12 protein-coding genes and 1 rRNA gene are annotated in these 15,671 nt (G+C 70.9%); 8 read left to right on the plus strand and 5 right to left on the minus strand.

The window, feature by feature from the left end; all coding sequences use genetic code 11:
- Nucleotides 1-118 precede the first annotated feature (118 nt).
- Nucleotides 119-235, plus strand: a 5S ribosomal RNA gene (gene rrf, locus F7P10_RS40425).
- A gap of 46 nt (nucleotides 236-281) precedes the next feature.
- Here rrf and F7P10_RS40430 read toward each other — a convergent pair.
- Nucleotides 282-917, minus strand: a complete 636-nt coding sequence (locus F7P10_RS40430; protein WP_151017265.1) for a TetR/AcrR family transcriptional regulator — start codon at nucleotides 915-917, stop codon at nucleotides 282-284.
- Between the two features lie 80 nt (nucleotides 918-997).
- On the opposite strand from F7P10_RS40430, the gene F7P10_RS40435 reads away from it, so the two are divergent.
- Together F7P10_RS40435 and F7P10_RS40440 are read left to right on the plus strand one after the other, a co-directional pair.
- The gene (locus tag F7P10_RS40435; protein ID WP_151017267.1) at nucleotides 998-1,903 is read left to right on the plus strand and encodes an alpha/beta hydrolase; all 906 of its coding nucleotides are present in this window, start codon (nucleotides 998-1,000) and stop codon (nucleotides 1,901-1,903) included.
- Nucleotides 1,904-2,074: 171 nt separating this feature from the next.
- Nucleotides 2,075-2,869 carry an SAM-dependent methyltransferase gene (locus F7P10_RS40440; RefSeq protein WP_151017269.1) on the plus strand — a complete coding sequence of 265 codons (795 nt, stop codon included), beginning with the start codon at nucleotides 2,075-2,077 and terminating at the stop codon, nucleotides 2,867-2,869.
- A gap of 124 nt (nucleotides 2,870-2,993) precedes the next feature.
- On the opposite strand, the gene F7P10_RS40445 is transcribed toward F7P10_RS40440, so the two are convergent.
- Nucleotides 2,994-3,602: a TetR/AcrR family transcriptional regulator gene (locus F7P10_RS40445; protein WP_151017271.1), complete on the minus strand. Its 609-nt coding sequence runs from the start codon at nucleotides 3,600-3,602 to the stop codon at nucleotides 2,994-2,996.
- Nucleotides 3,603-4,376: 774 nt separating this feature from the next.
- Here F7P10_RS40445 and F7P10_RS40450 point away from each other — a divergent pair.
- From F7P10_RS40450 to F7P10_RS40470, 5 genes are all read left to right on the plus strand, one after another.
- The gene (locus tag F7P10_RS40450; protein ID WP_151017273.1) at nucleotides 4,377-5,003 is read left to right on the plus strand and encodes a DUF5753 domain-containing protein; all 627 of its coding nucleotides are present in this window, start codon (nucleotides 4,377-4,379) and stop codon (nucleotides 5,001-5,003) included.
- Nucleotides 5,004-5,701: 698 nt separating this feature from the next.
- Nucleotides 5,702-7,426: an acyclic terpene utilization AtuA family protein gene (locus F7P10_RS40455; RefSeq protein ID WP_151017275.1), complete on the plus strand. Its 1,725-nt coding sequence runs from the start codon at nucleotides 5,702-5,704 to the stop codon at nucleotides 7,424-7,426.
- A 56-nt stretch (nucleotides 7,427-7,482) separates the two neighbouring features.
- A complete protein-coding gene (locus F7P10_RS40460) occupies nucleotides 7,483-9,015 on the plus strand; it encodes an acyl-CoA carboxylase subunit beta (protein ID WP_254716859.1) in 1,533 nt (510 codons plus the stop codon).
- A gap of 5 nt (nucleotides 9,016-9,020) precedes the next feature.
- On the plus strand, nucleotides 9,021-10,982 hold the full coding sequence (locus F7P10_RS40465) for a biotin carboxylase N-terminal domain-containing protein (protein ID WP_151017279.1): 1,962 nt from the start codon (nucleotides 9,021-9,023) through the stop codon (nucleotides 10,980-10,982).
- Nucleotides 10,979-12,133, plus strand: coding sequence for an acyl-CoA dehydrogenase family protein (locus F7P10_RS40470; protein WP_151017287.1), 1,155 nt, complete (start codon nucleotides 10,979-10,981; stop codon nucleotides 12,131-12,133). The genes F7P10_RS40465 and F7P10_RS40470 overlap by 4 nt, the downstream gene beginning before the upstream one ends.
- A gap of 55 nt (nucleotides 12,134-12,188) precedes the next feature.
- On the opposite strand, the gene F7P10_RS40475 is transcribed toward F7P10_RS40470, so the two are convergent.
- The 3 genes from F7P10_RS40475 to F7P10_RS40485 all read right to left on the minus strand — a co-directional run bounded on the left by F7P10_RS40475 (nucleotide 12,189) and on the right by F7P10_RS40485 (nucleotide 15,489).
- Nucleotides 12,189-12,806 (minus strand): AAA family ATPase, encoded by a 618-nt coding sequence (locus tag F7P10_RS40475; protein WP_151017289.1) that lies wholly within the window; start codon nucleotides 12,804-12,806, stop codon nucleotides 12,189-12,191.
- Entirely contained in the window at nucleotides 12,803-13,891 is a 1,089-nt protein-coding gene (locus F7P10_RS40480) for an enolase C-terminal domain-like protein (RefSeq protein WP_151017291.1), read from the minus strand. The genes F7P10_RS40475 and F7P10_RS40480 overlap by 4 nt, the downstream gene beginning before the upstream one ends.
- Nucleotides 13,892-13,977: 86 nt before the next feature.
- Nucleotides 13,978-15,489 (minus strand): LCP family protein, encoded by a 1,512-nt coding sequence (locus F7P10_RS40485; RefSeq protein WP_151017293.1) that lies wholly within the window; start codon nucleotides 15,487-15,489, stop codon nucleotides 13,978-13,980.
- Between the last annotated feature and the right edge of the window lie 182 nt (nucleotides 15,490-15,671).

Genomic DNA, 15,671 nt, shown 5'->3' on the forward strand with positions numbered 1-15,671 from the left:
TCGCGTCCCTGTGTGGTTCCCTTGAAGCAAACGGGAACCCGTGTTGTTAAGTGAATATTGTTGAGCTGTCTGCTTGGACGATGAGTTTCCCGCGCCTGTGGGTGTTGGGGGTTGGTCGTTCGGTGGTTATGGCGAGGGGGAAACACCCGGTCCCATTCCGAACCCGGTAGTTAAGCCTCTCAGCGCCGATGGTACTGCATGGGAGACTGTGTGGGAGAGTAGGACGCCGCCGGACCTTTTTTGTGGGGAGGGCCCTGCCGTTTACGCGGCGGGGCCCTTTCTCATTTCTTGGGCTCTAGCTGGTATTGCAGATAGGCCATCAGAAGATTGATCAGCTCGTCCCGGAAGACTCTGAGTTCGGGAGCGTGGCGGTCGGCTAGGTGCCGGTGAGTCAAGGATTCGGTCGTGCTCACCAGTAACCAGGCGGTGAGTCTGTTGTCTGTGGAGTCTTCGTTAGTGTCCGCGCGAAGTAGGTCGGCGACCGTGTCGACGAGGGCGTCCTGTAGGGAATGAAGCTCGGCCAGCAATGCGGGCGGACGCGGGGACTCCTCGAACAGCACCTGGTGAAGCCGGGGGTCGCCTTGGTGAGCTTCGAAGGCGGCGTCGACGAAGACGGCGACTCGTTCGTTCCAGCTTCTGGGGAGCCCACGCTCCAGCGCCGCGAGGACCGCGCGTTGGCCGTCCTGAATGTGGCGCCGGGTGAGCTCGAGGAGAATTGCGTCCTTGTTCGGGAAGTACTGGTAGAGGGAGCCGATCGACAGGTCGGCCTCCTCGGCGATGCGGTTCGTGGTGCCGGCGGCGTAGCCGTGGTCGGTGAAAACGCGAGCAGCCGCCTGGACGATTCTTTCGCGCGTGTTCGCAGAACGCTCCTGACGTGGGGATTTGCGGGGTCTGAGGGGCTTGGGAGTGCCCGGCATCGGTGGCCTAACGCGAGTAGAAAAGCGAGTTACAGCTCAGTATCTTGGCGGCTGCCGACCGATCGACGCAAGGAGCCGACATGGCCGTCGAATACCTGGAGTTCTTCCCCGAATGGGTGCGTAAGGCGGAGGAGCCGCGGCCCGATACGCACTGGTGGCAGTGGCGTGGGATGCGGATCCGCCTGTTGCGGGTGATCGATCCGGCCGCACCGGTGAAGTACGTCGTACTGCACGGGGCGGGTGGACACGCGAGGATGCTGTGGCCCTACGTGCGGCTGGTGGCACCGGCGGAGGTTGTTGCGCCTGACATGCCCGGTTATGGCCTCACCCGTGGTGGAGGGCGTGGGCTGACGTACGACATGTGGGTGGATCTCGCGGCGGAGCTCGTCCGCATGGAGCGGGAGCGCGACGACCGTCCAGTGGTGGTTCTGGGGGCCAGCATCGGGGGGATGCTCGCCTACAGTGCGGTGGCGCGTTCCGGGGCGGACGGTCTCGTGGTGACCTGCCTGCTTGACGTGCGTGACGCGGATGCGCGCGCCGCCGCTGCCCGCTTCGGATGGATGGGGCGCCACGCGGCGCCGCTGTTGAACGGTCTGCGGGTTTTGGACGGGATTCGACTGCCGATCCGGTGGCTGGGGCGGGTGTCGGCGATGTCGAACCGAGAGGATCTGAACGCAGCCGTGGCGGGCGATCGGCTCGGCGGCGGGGGGCGGATTCCGCTGGGTTTTCTGCGCTCCTACATGACGTCGGTGCCGGAGGTGGAGCCGGAAGAGTTCACGGCCTGTCCGGTGCTGATGGTCCATCCGGGCGCGGACCGATGGACACCGGCGGAACTGAGCAGGCCGTTCTTCGATCGGCTTGCCGTGGAGCGGCGGCTGGTGATTCTGGACGGTTGCGGGCACATGCCGGTCGAGGATCCTGGGCTCCGCCAGATGGCGGATGCGCTCCGCACGTTCAACACCGATGTGGCTTCCTCCCGGACGTGACCGCTGCCGAGATATCGGACCGGCCGGCAAACTGAATCGTGCACTCGGGACAGGGGCGGCCGCGTCGAGCGGCGGTGGCCGGAAGTTGCCTCAATGTCTTGAAAGGGATGCCGGAGCAGACGTCGGGTCTACGTTTGACTCGCGAACGGCTCTCGCTGAGAGGAAGTGGTCATGGCCGACCTACCTGCCGACGGCATCGACACGTCCGTGCCGAACTCGGCCCGCATCTGGAATTACTGGCTGGGGGGTAAGGACAATTACCCTGTCGACCGGGAGGCAGGTGAGCAGTACGTCAGTGTCTACCCGGCCATCGTGGACATCGCGCGGGCCGGGCGGCATTTCCTCGCACGTTCCGTCCGGTACCTCGCCGGGGAGGTGGGCGTACGCCAGTTCCTCGACGTCGGCACGGGGCTGCCGACGGTGGACAACACGCACGAGGTCGCGCAGCGGGTCGCCCCGGAGTCGCGGATCGTCTACGTGGACAACGATCCACTGGTGCTGAGCCATGCGCAGGCTCTGCTGACGGGCGGTTCCGAGGGCGGGACGAGCTTCATCGACTGCGACCTCCGTGATCCAGAACGGGTTCTGCGGATCGCGCGGGACGAACTGGACTTCGATCGTCCGGTGGCGTTGCTGCTCATGGGCGTGCTCGGCCACGTCGACGAGTACGAGGACGTCCTGCACATCATCCGGACCCTCATGGCCGGCCTTCCGTCGGGAAGCCATCTGGCGCTGTACGACGACACCGATGCCGACGACGCTCACAACAAGGCTCAGCAGGAGTACGACGACACGGGGGCCGTGCCCTACCGGCTGCGGCGTCCGGACGAGATCGTCGGCTACTTCGCCGGGCTGGAACTGGTCGAACCGGGTGTGGTGGCGTGCGAGCGGTGGCGGCCCGAGCCGAACCCGTTCGGCGAGACGGTGTCGACGTCGACGCTGTGCGGGGTCGCGCGGAAGGCCTGAGGCGAGCGAGACCCCGCGGGGCCGAACGGGCCGACTGCGCCGTGTGCAGAACGGAGGCGGTGCACGATGGCGGAACGGTGTGCCGTGCAGTCGTTGGTTGAACGCGCCGTGGCGGAGGAGTCGGTCAGCGGCCGAGGGCCGCGTCCAGGGTCGAGGCCCACTGGCCGAGGAGCTTGCGACGGCGAGCCGAGTCGTCGGTGAGCAGGTCGGCCAGGCCGAGGCCGCGCACGAGGTCCAGGGTCGCCTGCACGGTCTCGCGTACGCCCGCCACCGATTCGTCCGCCCCCAGGGCTTCGACCGTCAGGCGGTGGGCCTCTCGGCCGACCCGCGCCTCCAGGGGGACGACCTGCGCGCGCAGCTGCTGATCGGAGCTCGCGGCGACCCAGAGATGGAGCGCCGCGCGGAACAGGGGCGTCGTGTACATCTCAGCGAGCAGGGTGACGACGTCGAGCGTGCTCGGGCGCATGTCGGCGAGTTCGTCCAGGCGCTCGCGCATCTGTGCCATGCGGACGTCCGAGCCGTACTCGACCGCGGCCGTCACGAGCTCCTCGCGCGTGCGGAAATGATGCTGTGCGGCGCCGCGCGAGACGCCGGCGCGCTCGGCCACGACCGCCACCGTCGTCCCGGTCCAGCCGACCGAGGCGAGGCATTCGACGGCCGCCTCCAGGAGGCGCCGCCGTGTCGCGCGGCTGCGGTCCTGCTGGGGCTCCCGGGGCACTGCCTGCGTGGTCATCTCTTCCTCGGCTCGGCGGACTTCCAGTCAATCAAATGCTCGGCAGGTAAAACAATCAAGCGCGCTTGATTCTTTCTTGAGGAGTGCCCACGGGATCCTTGAGGGCCCGACCTGCGAGGCCGGGCGCGGAGGGCAGGTGGAGACGCGCGCCGATCGCGATGGACGGGGCTCCGGCGACGGGGGGCTCGGCCAGATTCTCTGACGGGTTGCGCCGGCCGCTCTCGGCTGGGAGAGGCAAGGTGTCCGGCGAGTCGCAGCGGCGACGCCTCGACCGCCTCAGGGTGCGCGGAACGGGCCGTCTGGAGCAACCCAAGCGGGGTGGGCAACGCGTTCGCTCTGTTCTGGGTCGTCCTCAACAGGTGGGCGCGCGCGGGTGATTGTGTGTGGGGCATTCCAGAAGCAATTCTGCGAAGCCCTGTATTGGTTCCCTGGGTTGGGTGGCCAAAGTGGATGTGAAATTTCATGATCATCTATTTTCTTTGAGAATTTTGGTTCCGGCGGTTCAACTCCGAAGCTCAGCGACTACTGTCGGTCGTGAAGGCAACTCGATGCGTGATCAGACGAGCACAGAGTCGTGTGCGGATTGGAAGGTTGCTCATGCATGCCCCGAACCCCTCGGAGTCCGTGCGTGCGTTCTTCGCGTTCCATCTCGCGCGGAGTCGAGAAAGGAAAGGGTGGTCTCAGCCGGAGTTGGGAACCAAGGTCCACATTCCGGGCACTCTGGTCAGTGGGATCGAAAACTGTTGCCGGCGCCCGACGCGCAGGCTCTCCCGGATGCTGGACGAAGCCTTCGCTCTGGAGCAGTTCTTCGAGGCCCTTCACCCCCGGATCGTCGAAGAGGCCGGCCTCTCACCCGGGTTCGCCGAGTTCACCGAGGCCGAAGCCGAAGCGGGAGTGATCAGGAGTTACGAGAACTTCCTGATCAACGACCTCTTCCAGACCGAGGACTACGCTCGCGCGGTACTCCGGGGAGGCCGACCGTCCAACGAGGTGGACCGTCTCGTGGCCGTGCGGGCGGAAAGACAGGAGATCCTGCGACAGGACACCCCGCCCCTGGTCGTCGGGCTGCTCGATTCGTCGACCCTCCGGCGTCCGTTCGGTGGGCGAGAGGTCATGCGCGCTCAGCTCGAGCACTTGCTGACCTTGGCCGACCTGCCCCATGTCCACCTGCACCTGATCCCGGAGGACGCCGCTCTCTCACCCGGAGGAGCGTTCACACTCCTCGGTTCGGCGGATGGAGCGGACAGTGCATACGCCGAGTCGGCCGGTGGTTCCGGTCGCCTGGTCAACGACGCGGCATGCGTCACCGAACTCGACCGGTTGCTCGACCTGATCAGATCCAAGGCGTTGAACGCCGAGGACTCGCAGGTGGCCGTACTCAAAGCGCTGGAGGAACTGTGAGTACGCGAGACCTCTCGCCGACCCTGCGGCGCGAGGGCGGCCACGGCAGAGTTCGGCGCAGGCGGGGTCCCTGCGGGCGACGAAGACGCCGCCGATGCCCTCGCTGAGCTACGCGCGTAGCAGGGGGTTTCCCTCCTGGAGGAGGGAACTTTCAGCCGCACCGGTTGAGGAGCTGAGGGCCGAGCCTCACCGGGGAACACCGATGACAGCGGGTGGCGCCAGCTTGCAAGGGAGCGTGACGGGATTGCAGGCAGGGGACGTTCCGGGGGCCTGACCACCGGGCCGGTCCCCAGGCCAGTCCTGGGGGCGGCGGACGCCCAGGGAGTCGTCCCCTCATGGACGACTTCTGCGCTCTCGGCGGAGCGGGACGCTCGGATTGTTCTGTGAGCCGAGCGTCCCGCGAGGGCCGCATCGACGTCGTGCGCCGACCGCGCGCTGATCGCCGATCGGTGGAAGCCTCGCCGCGGTTGGTCGCGGTCCCGCAGCGAGACCGTGCTGACGATAAGGCCCCAGGAAGCCTTCCTGGCATCGCTCCGTCCTCCGAGTGAACCCGTGGTGGCAGGCATGCCGGGATGGGCGTCGGCCGTCGGTCGTGGGGGAGAGCGGTGGTCGTTTCGGGGCCTGAGGTCAGGCGGGCGGATGGAGGAAACAATCATGCATGATTGATTTTTTCTATACCGGGTGGCAGGGTGCTGGCCATGAGTCGACCGTTGCGGATCGGTAACGCCTCGGGCTTCTACGGCGATCGCTTCTCAGCCGTGCGGGAGATGCTGGACGGTGGGCCGCTGGACGTCCTCACAGGCGACTATCTCGCCGAACTGACGATGCTGATCCTCGGTCGCGGCAAGATGAGGGACCCGGACGCCGGATACGCGACGACGTTCCTGCGGCAGATGGAGGAGTCCCTGGGGCTTGCGGCCGACCGCGGCACGAAGATCGTCACCAACGCCGGAGGGCTCAATCCGCGCGGGCTCGCCGTGAAGCTGCGCGAGCTGGCCGAGCGGCTCGGCATCGCGGTCGACGTCGCCTGCGTCGAGGGGGACGACCTTCTGGCGCGGGCGGACGAACTCGGTCTGGCGGACGCGCGATACGGGCGGCCGCTCACCGCGAACGCCTACCTCGGCGGGTGGGGGATCGCCGAGTGCCTGCGGGGCGGCGCCGACGTGGTGGTGACCGGACGGGTGACCGACGCGTCGCTCGTCGCCGGGCCCGCGGCTGCGCACTTCGGCTGGGCACGCGACGACTGGGACGCTCTCGCCGGTGCGACCGTCGCCGGGCACGTGCTGGAATGCGGGGCGCAGGCGACGGGCGGCAACTACGCCTTCTTTCAGGAAATCTACAACGTAAAGGCGCCGGGCTTTCCGCTGGCAGAGGTGTACGCCGACGGCTCCAGCGTGATCACCAAACACGAGGGGACGGGCGGCGCCGTCACCGTCGAGACCGTCACCGCCCAGCTGCTGTACGAGATCGGTGCCCCGGACTACGCCGGTCCCGACGTGACCACGCGGTTCGACACGATCGAGCTGGGACGGGACGGGCCCGACCGGGTGTCGATCAGCGGGGTGCGGGGGCTGCCGCCGCCCCCGTCGACGAAGGTGTGCCTCAACCACCTGGGCGGGCACCGCAACGAGATGACGTTCGTGCTCACCGGCCTGGAGATCGAGGCCAAGGCCGAACTCGTGAAGGCGCGATTGGAGGCCGATCTCGGTGACGCCCGCCCGGAGAAGATCGAGTGGACGCTCATCGGAAGGCCCGCCCCCGACCCCGCCACCCAGGGCGAGGCGACGGCGGTGCTGCGTTGCGCCGTCCTCGACTCCGACCCCGAGAAGGTCGGCCGGGCCTTCAGCGGTGCGGCGGTGGAGATGGCCCTCGCGGGATATCCCGGGTTCACGATGACCTCCCCGCCCGGGAAGGGCGCCCCGTACGGGGTGTACAGGGCCGGGTTCGTCCCGAATGAGGAGATCGAGCACGTGGCGATGCTGGCGGACGGCAGTCGGATCCCCGTTCCCGCCGTGATCGCGGTGCCGCCGGGAGCCGAGGCGTCCCGCGTCCAGCCCCCGCCGCGTGAGCCGCTCGCCGGGGACGCCTCCGTCACGGCGCGGGTGCCGCTCGGGCGGGTCGCCGGGGCGCGCAGCGGGGACAAGGGAGGCGACGCCAACATCGGAGTGTGGGCGCGCGGCGACGCCCAATGGCAATGGCTCGAGCCGTTCCTCACCGTCGAACGGCTTCGCGAACTGATGCCCGAGACAAAGGCCCACACCGTCACACGCCATGTCCTGCCGAACCTTCGCGCGGTCAATTTCGTCATCGAAGGGCTGCTGCAGGAGGGTGTGTCCGCCTCGACCCGGTTCGACCCCCAGGGCAAGGCTCTCGGGGAGTGGCTGCGGTCCCGCCTGGTCGACGTCCCGGAGGCCGTCCTGTGAAACTGAGAAGTTCGCTCGATCCGCGAGGCCCCGAGTACCGGGAACGGCGGTCGGCGATGCTGGGGAAGCTCGCGGAACTGGACGCCGAACACGCGAAGGCGCTCGCCGGCGGCGGGGAGAAGTACGTCGCGCGGCATCGCGGGCGGGGCAAGCTTCTGGCGCGGGAACGCATCGAGCTGCTGCTCGACCGCGACTCGCCGTTCCTGGAACTGAGCCCCCTTGCGGCGTGGGGCAGCGACTTCGCCGTCGGCGCCGGCGTGGTGACGGGCATCGGGGTGGTCGAGGGCGTCGAATGCGTGATCGTCGCGAACGATCCGACGGTGCGGGGCGGGGCCAGCAACCCGTGGACGGTGAAGAAGAGCTTCCGCGCCTCCGACATCGCTCTCGAGAACCGGCTGCCGGTGATGAACCTGGTGGAGTCGGGCGGGGCCGACCTGCCGTCGCAGAAGGAGATCTTCATCCCCGGCGGGCGGATGTTCCGGGACCTGACCCGGTTGTCGGCGGCCGGGATCCCCACGATCGCGCTCGTCTTCGGCAACTCCACCGCGGGCGGCGCGTACATTCCGGGAATGTGCGACCACGTCGTCATGGTGCGGGAACGCGCGAAGGTCTTCCTCGGCGGGCCGCCGCTGGTGAAGATGGCGACCGGTGAGGACGCCGACGACGAGGAGCTCGGCGGCGCGGAGATGCACGCGCGGACGTCCGGGCTCGCCGACTACATGGCCGCCGACGAGCAGGACGCGCTCCGGCTGGGCCGGCAGATCGTCAAGGGACTGAACCACCGGCGGCTCGGACCGGAGCCGGGAGCCGTCGAAGAGCCGCTGTACCCCGCGGACGAACTGGCGGGGATCGTCCCCGCGGACCTGAAGACACCGTTCGACCCGCGCGAGGTCATCGCGCGCGTCGCGGACGGCTCGCGCTTCGACGAGTTCAAACCCCTGTACGGCACGAGCCTGGTCACCGGCTGGACGCGCGTGCACGGGTACCCGGTGGGGATCCTCGCGAACGCGCAGGGCGTGCTCTTCGGCGACGAGGCGCAGAAGGCCGCGCAGTTCATCCAGCTCGCCAATCAGGCGGACACGCCGCTGCTGTTCCTGCACAACACGACCGGCTACATGGTCGGCAGGGAGTACGAGCAGGCGGGGATCATCAAGCACGGCGCCCTGATGATCAACGCGGTGGCGAACAGCAAGGTCCCGCACATATCGATCGTGATGGGCGCGTCCTACGGCGCCGGGAACTACGGCATGTGCGGCCGGGCGTACGACCCCCGGTTCCTGTTCGCGTGGCCGAGCGCGAAGTCGGCGGTGATGGGGCCGCAGCAGCTCGCCGGGGTCCTGTCGATCGTCGCGCGGCAGGCGGCGCAGGCGCGTGGGCAGGCCTACGACGAGGATCAGGACCGTGCGATGCGGGAGATGGTGGAGACGCAGATCGAGGCGGAGTCCCTGCCGTTCTTCCTGTCCGGTCGGCTGTACGACGACGGGGTGATCGACCCGCGCGACACCCGGACCGTGCTCGGCCTGTGCCTGTCCGCCGTCCACAACGCGCCCGTGCGCGGAGCCGACGGCTTCGGCGTCTTCCGGATGTGAGCGTGATGATCAAGAGGTTGCTGGTCGCGAACCGGGGCGAGATCGCGCGCCGTGTCATGCGCGCCTGCCGGGAGCTGGGCATCGGCACGGTGGCGCTGTACTCCGACGCCGACGCGGACGCCCCGCACGTGCGGGAAGCCGACGTCGCAGGACGCCTGCCCGGTGCGGCGCCCGCCGAGACGTACCTGTCCGCCGAGCGTGTCCTGGAGGTGGCCCGCGCGGCCGGGGCGGACGCCGTCCACCCCGGCTACGGCTTCCTGTCGGAGAACGCGGACTTCGCGCGGGCCGTCGCCGCCGCGGGACTGACGTGGGTGGGGCCGCCGCCCGAGGCGATCGCCGCGATGGGGTCGAAGATCGAGGCCAAGAAGCTGATGGCGGCGGCGGGCGTCCCGGTACTGCCCGAGCTCGACCCCGCGCGGGTGACGGACGGGGACCTGCCGCTGCTGGTCAAGGCGTCCGCGGGCGGCGGCGGCCGCGGGATGCGCGTCGTCCGGAAGCGGGCGGAGCTGGACGGCGCGGTCGCCGCGGCTCGCCGCGAGGCCGAGTCGGCCTTCGGTGACCCGGCGGTGTTCTGCGAGCCGCTGCTCGAGGGCGCCCGCCACATCGAAGTGCAGATCCTCGCGGACGCGCACGGCAACGTGTGGGCGCTCGGCGAGCGCGAATGCTCGATCCAGCGCCGCCACCAGAAGATCGTCGAGGAGGCGCCGTCGCCCGCGGTCGGTACCGGACTGCGCGACGAGCTGTGCCGTGCGGCCGCCGACGCGGCGCGGGCCATCGGCTACGTGGGGGCGGGCACCGTCGAGTTCATGCTCGCGCCGGACGGCCGGTTCCACTTCCTCGAGGTCAACACCCGGCTGCAGGTCGAGCATCCGGTGACCGAGTGCGTGTACGGGGTGGACCTCGTCCGGTGGCAGATCGACCTCGCCGAAGGCGCACGGCTGGCCGCCGCGCCGCCCGAGCCGCGCGGCCACGCGATCGAGGTGCGGCTGTACGCCGAGGACCCGGCCGCGGACTGGCGTCCGGCGAGCGGTGTCCTGCGCACGTTCGAGGTTCCGGGCGTCGACGCCGAGTTCGCCGTGCCGGCGCCGCCCGGGCTGCGGCTGGACGCGGGAGTGGAGAGCGGGTCGGCGGTCGGTGTTCACTACGACCCGATGCTCGCCAAGCTGATCGCGTGGGCGCCGACGCGGGACGCGGCCGCGCGGCGGCTCGCGGCGGGGCTGCGGGGCGCGCGGATCCACGGCCTGACGACCAACCGGGACCTGCTCGTCCGGATCCTGGAGGAACCGGCGTTCCTCGCGGGCGGGACCGACACCGGGTACCTCGACCGGGTCGGCCTGGACGCGCTGGCCGCGCCGCTCGCCGACGACGCGGCCGTCCGCGCGTCCGCGCTGGCCGCGGCGCTCGCGGGAGCGGCGGCCGAGCGGGCGGCGGCGCGGGTGCAGGGCGGGCTGCCGTCCGGGTGGCGCAACGTGCGGTCGCGGCCGCAGCGCAGGACGTTCGACGGCCCGTCCGGGACGATCGACGTCGACTATGTGCTGGGGCGCGACGGTCTGGTGTGCGAGGCGTGCCCCGGGACGTCGGTGGTGTCGGCGGCACCGGACGAGGTCGTCCTCGAACGAGACGGCCTCCGCGAGACGTTCGCCGTGACGGCCGCGGACGGCGAAGTGTTCGTCGACTCGCGGTTCGGCGCGGTCGCGTTCCGGGAGGTGCCGCGGTTCGCCGATCCGAGCGACCGGATCGCCCCCGGCTCGTTGCTCGCCCCGATGCCGGGGACCGTCGTGCGCGTCGAGACCGAGCGGGGCGCGCACGTCGCCGAGGGGCAGGCGCTGGTCGTCCTCGAGGCGATGAAGATGGAGCATCGCGTCGCCGCCCCCGCCGCCGGCACCGTGACGGAACTCAACGTCGGCGCGGGGCAGCAGGTCGAGGCGGGCGCCGTCCTCGCCGTGATCGAAGGGAACCACGAGTGAGCTTCACCGAGACCGAGGAGCGGCGGGCGCTGCGCGCGGCCGTAGCCGAACTGGGTGCGAAGTACGGTTCGCCGTACTACGTCGAGAAGGCGCGGGCGGGGGAGAAGACGGACGAGCTGTGGGCCGAGGCGGGACGTCTCGGCTACCTGGGCGTCAACGTCCCCGAGGAGTACGGCGGCGGGGGCGGCGGCATCGGCGACCTCGCGGCGGTGTGCGAGGAGCTGGCGGCGGCGGGCTGCCCGCTGCTGCTCATGGTCGTGTCCCCGGCGATCTGCGCGACGATCATCGCGCGGTCCGGTACCGAGGGGCAGCGGAAGCACTGGCTGCCGCGATTCGCGGACGGGTCGGTGAAGATGGCGTTCGCGATCACCGAGCCGGACGCGGGCTCCAACGCGCACCGCATCACCACCACGGCCCGCCGTGACGGGGACGGCTGGGTCCTGAACGGGCAGAAAACGTTCATCTCCGGCGTGGACGAGTCGGACGCGGTCCTGTTCGTCTGCCGGACCGAGGACCAGAAGGGCAACCTGCGGCCGTCCCTGTTCATCGTCCCGACGGACGCGCCCGGCTTCGTCTTCACGCCGATCGACATGGAGATCGTGTCGCCGGAGAAGCAGTTCGTCTGCCACCTGGACGACGTGCGGCTGCCCTACGACGCCCTCGTGGGCGCCGAGGACGGCGGCCTGCTGCAGCTGTTCGCCGGCCTCAACCCGGAGCGGATCATGGCGTCGGCGATGGGCGCCGGGATCGGGCGGCTCGCGCTCGGCAAGGCGACCGCGTACGCGAAGGACCGGCAGGTGTTCCGGACGCCGATCGGCGCGCACCAGGGCCTCGCGCACCCGCTGGCCGCCGCCAAGATCGAGCTCGAGCTGGCACGGCTGATGGGGCAGAAGGCCGCCGCGCTGTACGACGAGGGCGACGACCTGGGCGCGGGAGAGGCCGCGAACATGGCGAAGTACGCGACCGCCGAGGCCGCGATCCACTGCGTCGACCAGGCGATCCAGACCCACGGCGGCAACGGCCTCACGACGGAGTACGGCGTCGGGATGCTCGCGGGCGTCGTCCGGTTGATGCGGATCGCGCCGGTCAGCCGGGAGATGATCCTGAACTTCGTCGCGCAGCACTCCCTGGGACTGCCCAAGTCCTACTGACCTCGTTTCTCGGGGCGTTCTACCGCGGCGCACCGGCCGCCGCGCCCGCGTCCGGTCACGGCCCCGGCGGGCCGCACCACAGGTGGACCAGGGCGTCCGCCTGCGCGCCGAGCGGGGCCGCGGCGGTGAGCCGGTTGTCGACGGCCGCGTGCGGGACGGGCGGCGGCTCGTCCGGCCGCATCCGCGCGACGAACCCGGCGAACCCGGCGAGCTTGCCGGTGTCGCGCGGCGAACCCCGCCGCTCCAGGCGGTGCCGGAGCGTCGCCGCGTCCGTCCGGACCCACACCAGCCGGACCGGATCGCCGCCGAGCGCCCGGGTCCACTCCGCCCAGCGGTCCGCCGAGCGGATCTGGCCGGTGAACGGACCGCTCAGCAGCACCGGGCAGCCGTGCCCGCGGATCTCCCGCGCGGTCGCGGTCATCCCCGCGTACTCGTGCGGCTTGATGTGCGCGTCGTACCAGGGGCCCTCCCGCTCGCCCGGGTCGCGGCCCGCCGCGGCCAGCGTCGCCGCGACGAAGCCCCCGTACATCGTGTCCTTGTCGAGCAGCGCCGGGACGGGACGCAGCCGGGCCAGCAGCAGCGCGGCCACCGTGGACTTCCCGGCGCCCGGCGGGCCCGCCACCACCCACACCGGGCCGGGGGCGGCCGGCGCGGCCGCGCCGCCCGCCGTCACGCCGACAGCCGCATGCGGCGGGACGCGAGCCGCTCGATGCGCGCCTCGTCGACCTCGTGACCGAGGCCGGGCTGGGTGAGCGGCACCCCGACGACCCCGCCGGACGAGCGCACCGGCGGGGTCACGTACACCGGGCCCTGCGCCGGATCCGAGACGTCGCTCGGCAGCGTGCAGCCGGGCAGCGCGGCCAGCGCGACGGCGGCGGCCTGCCCGATCCCGAACCCGCCGGCGCCGCTGCACCACACGTCCCAGCCCGCCGCGTACGCCAGGTCGTGGGCGCTGCGGGCGGCGGTGAGCCCGCCGAACCGGTCCGGGCGCAGGTGCAGCGCACGGCCCGCCTCGAGCCGCAGCGCCGCGCCGAGGGCGTCCAGGTCGCCGACGTCGGGCGCGACGGCCGCGCCGATCCGCAGCTGCAGCTTCGCGTGCGCCGCCAGGTCGTCGGCGGGGAACGGGCGCTCGACCGCGGCGAGCCCGTAGGCGTCCAGACCCTCCAGAACCTCCAGGTGCTCGGGCGTGTCGCGGTAGGCGTGGCCCGCGTCGGCGACGAGCGCGAGCGCGGGGTACGCCTGCCGGATCACCCGGATCGGCTCGATGTCCCACCCCGGCCGCACGTCCACGGTGACGCGCGTGTGCCCCGCGCCGATCGCCTTGTTGACACGGGTGGGCAGGGTCTCCAGCACCTGCGCGGGCGAGATCCGCGCGCCGGTGACGATGGACGTGCGGGTGCCGCCGAGCGCGTGCGCGAGCGGCAGGCCGCGGGTGCGGCACCACAGGTCCCAGCAGGCGGTGTCGATGGCGGCGGCCGCCTCGTGCGCGCCGAGGTCGGCGGCCCCGGACACGTCCTCGGGACGGTCCCACTCCAGCCCGATGAGCGCGGGCCCCATCCGGTGCTCGATGTCGGCCCACGGGCCGGTCCCGGCCGCGCCGCCGTCCCGCCCCCGGCGCCCGCCGCGCTCGTCCGGGAGGGAGAGTTCGCCCCAGCCGGTGGCGCCGTCGCCGTCGGCGAGCCGGACGAGGATGCTCTCGGCCCGCCGTCCGCGCGGCATCGCCACCCGGAAGGCGTCGCAACCCTGGATCCGAGGCACCTCGCACCCGCCCCTCTCCTGCTCGGAAGACGTCTCCCCTCCATGATCCCCCCTTCGGGGAGCTGCGAGAACACGTCAGCGGCGGCTCAGGGGCAGCTCGCCTCCAGATCCACCGGCTCGGTCTGCGGAGCCTCGGACGACGGCGTCGTCGCGGGGCTCGGCGCGCCCTGCGCCTGCACCGGCGGCTCGATGGTCGCGGCACCGGACGGCGTCCGCGACGGGGTCGCCTGCGGTGCCGGGCCGCGTGGGGCGGTGGTCTCCTCCGCGGCGCCGATCGCCTCGTCGGTGAGCTTGCGGATCTTGTCGAAGTCGGGGTTCCCGGTATGGATGAGCGGCGGGACGAACTGCAGGCTGTCGATCCTGGCGTCGTCCTTGACCTCACCGGAGAGCTCGATCAGCGCGGGCAGCAGCTCCTGCGGGAGGTCGGTGGCGAGCGTCTGCTTGGCGGCCGAGGCCAGCGCGTCGAACTTGGTGAGGACGGTGCGCGGATCGGCCTGCTCGGCGATCGCGGCCATCAGGCACTTCTGCCGGCCCATCCGGACGTAGTCGCTGCTGTTGGTGCGCGAGCGCCCGTACCAGAGCGCTTCTTTGCCGGTCAGGGTCCGGTACCCCGGCTGGAGGACATCGCCCCGCTGCCCGTACGGGATCGGCTGCAGGATGTTGATCTTCACGCCGCCCATGGCGTCGACGATGTCGGCGAAGCCGAACATGTCGACCAGGATGTAGTAGTCGACGGGCAGGCCGAGGATCCCGGAGATGGTCGCCTTAAGCAGCGTCGGGCCCCGCTCGCCTTTGGGGACGCCCGGAACCACGTCGGGATGGTCCTCGGCGTACTGGTAGACCTCGTTCAGCAGGCCCGGGTTCAGCCCGCCGTCGCCGGTGAACCCGTACGGGAACCGGTCCCGCGCCGGCCCCGGCGGCATCGGGAAGCTCTCCAGGTTGCGGGGCAGGCTCAGCAGGACGGTGTCGCCGGTGGAGGTGTCGACGCTGGCGAGCGTCATGCTGTCGGTGCGTACCCCGGGACGGTTGTCGGCGGCGTCGCCGCCGAGCAGCAGGATGTTGACGCGCTCCTCCCCGTTCCACGGATCGTCGGCGTCGATGTTCTTGCCGTTCGATCCGCCCGTCTGGAAGATGCTCGTCAGCGCGTCCCGGTAGACGTAGGTGCCGCGCACGGCCCACGCCGTCGGGACCGCGACGCCGAAGCACATCAGCGCGACGGCGGCGGCGCCGAGGGACCGCGCGCTCAGCCGCAGCCCGTCCGGGCGGAGCAGCTGGTAGGAGCGCACGACGATCGCGACCCACAGCACGCCGAGCACGACGAGGCCGCCGGTGATCTGCTGCAGGACGTCCGGGCGGACGACCAGGTTCAGCAGGTCGCCGCGGTAGATCGTGGCGGCCGCCGCGAGCGCGGCGGCGAGCACCGTGTACAGGGCGAGCAGCAGGCCGCCGATCCGGCGGCGCCCGGTGACGATGTGGGCGACGCCCCAGACCAGGGCGGAGGCGAGCGTCAGTGCGAGCGCGCGGGAGAGCCCGCCCGCCCCTCCGGGGGATCCGTCGACGTCCGGCCGCCGGGCGCGACGACTCGCCCATCCACCCATGTAACTCCGATCCCCGCCCACGGTGATTTAATCCTCCGGCCTCACATTATGGACGCACGAAACCCGTCGAGGGTTTCTGGCACGCACATTCGTGATCTTGTCGAGGGCGGATCGATACCCCGTGTTCGCGTGCGCGTCACCGAGCGGTCGCGGGCAGGCCCACCCAAGGGGCACGCCCTGGG

The organism is Actinomadura sp. WMMB 499, from assembly GCF_008824145.1.
Classification (GTDB): Bacteria; Actinomycetota; Actinomycetes; order Streptosporangiales; family Streptosporangiaceae; genus Spirillospora.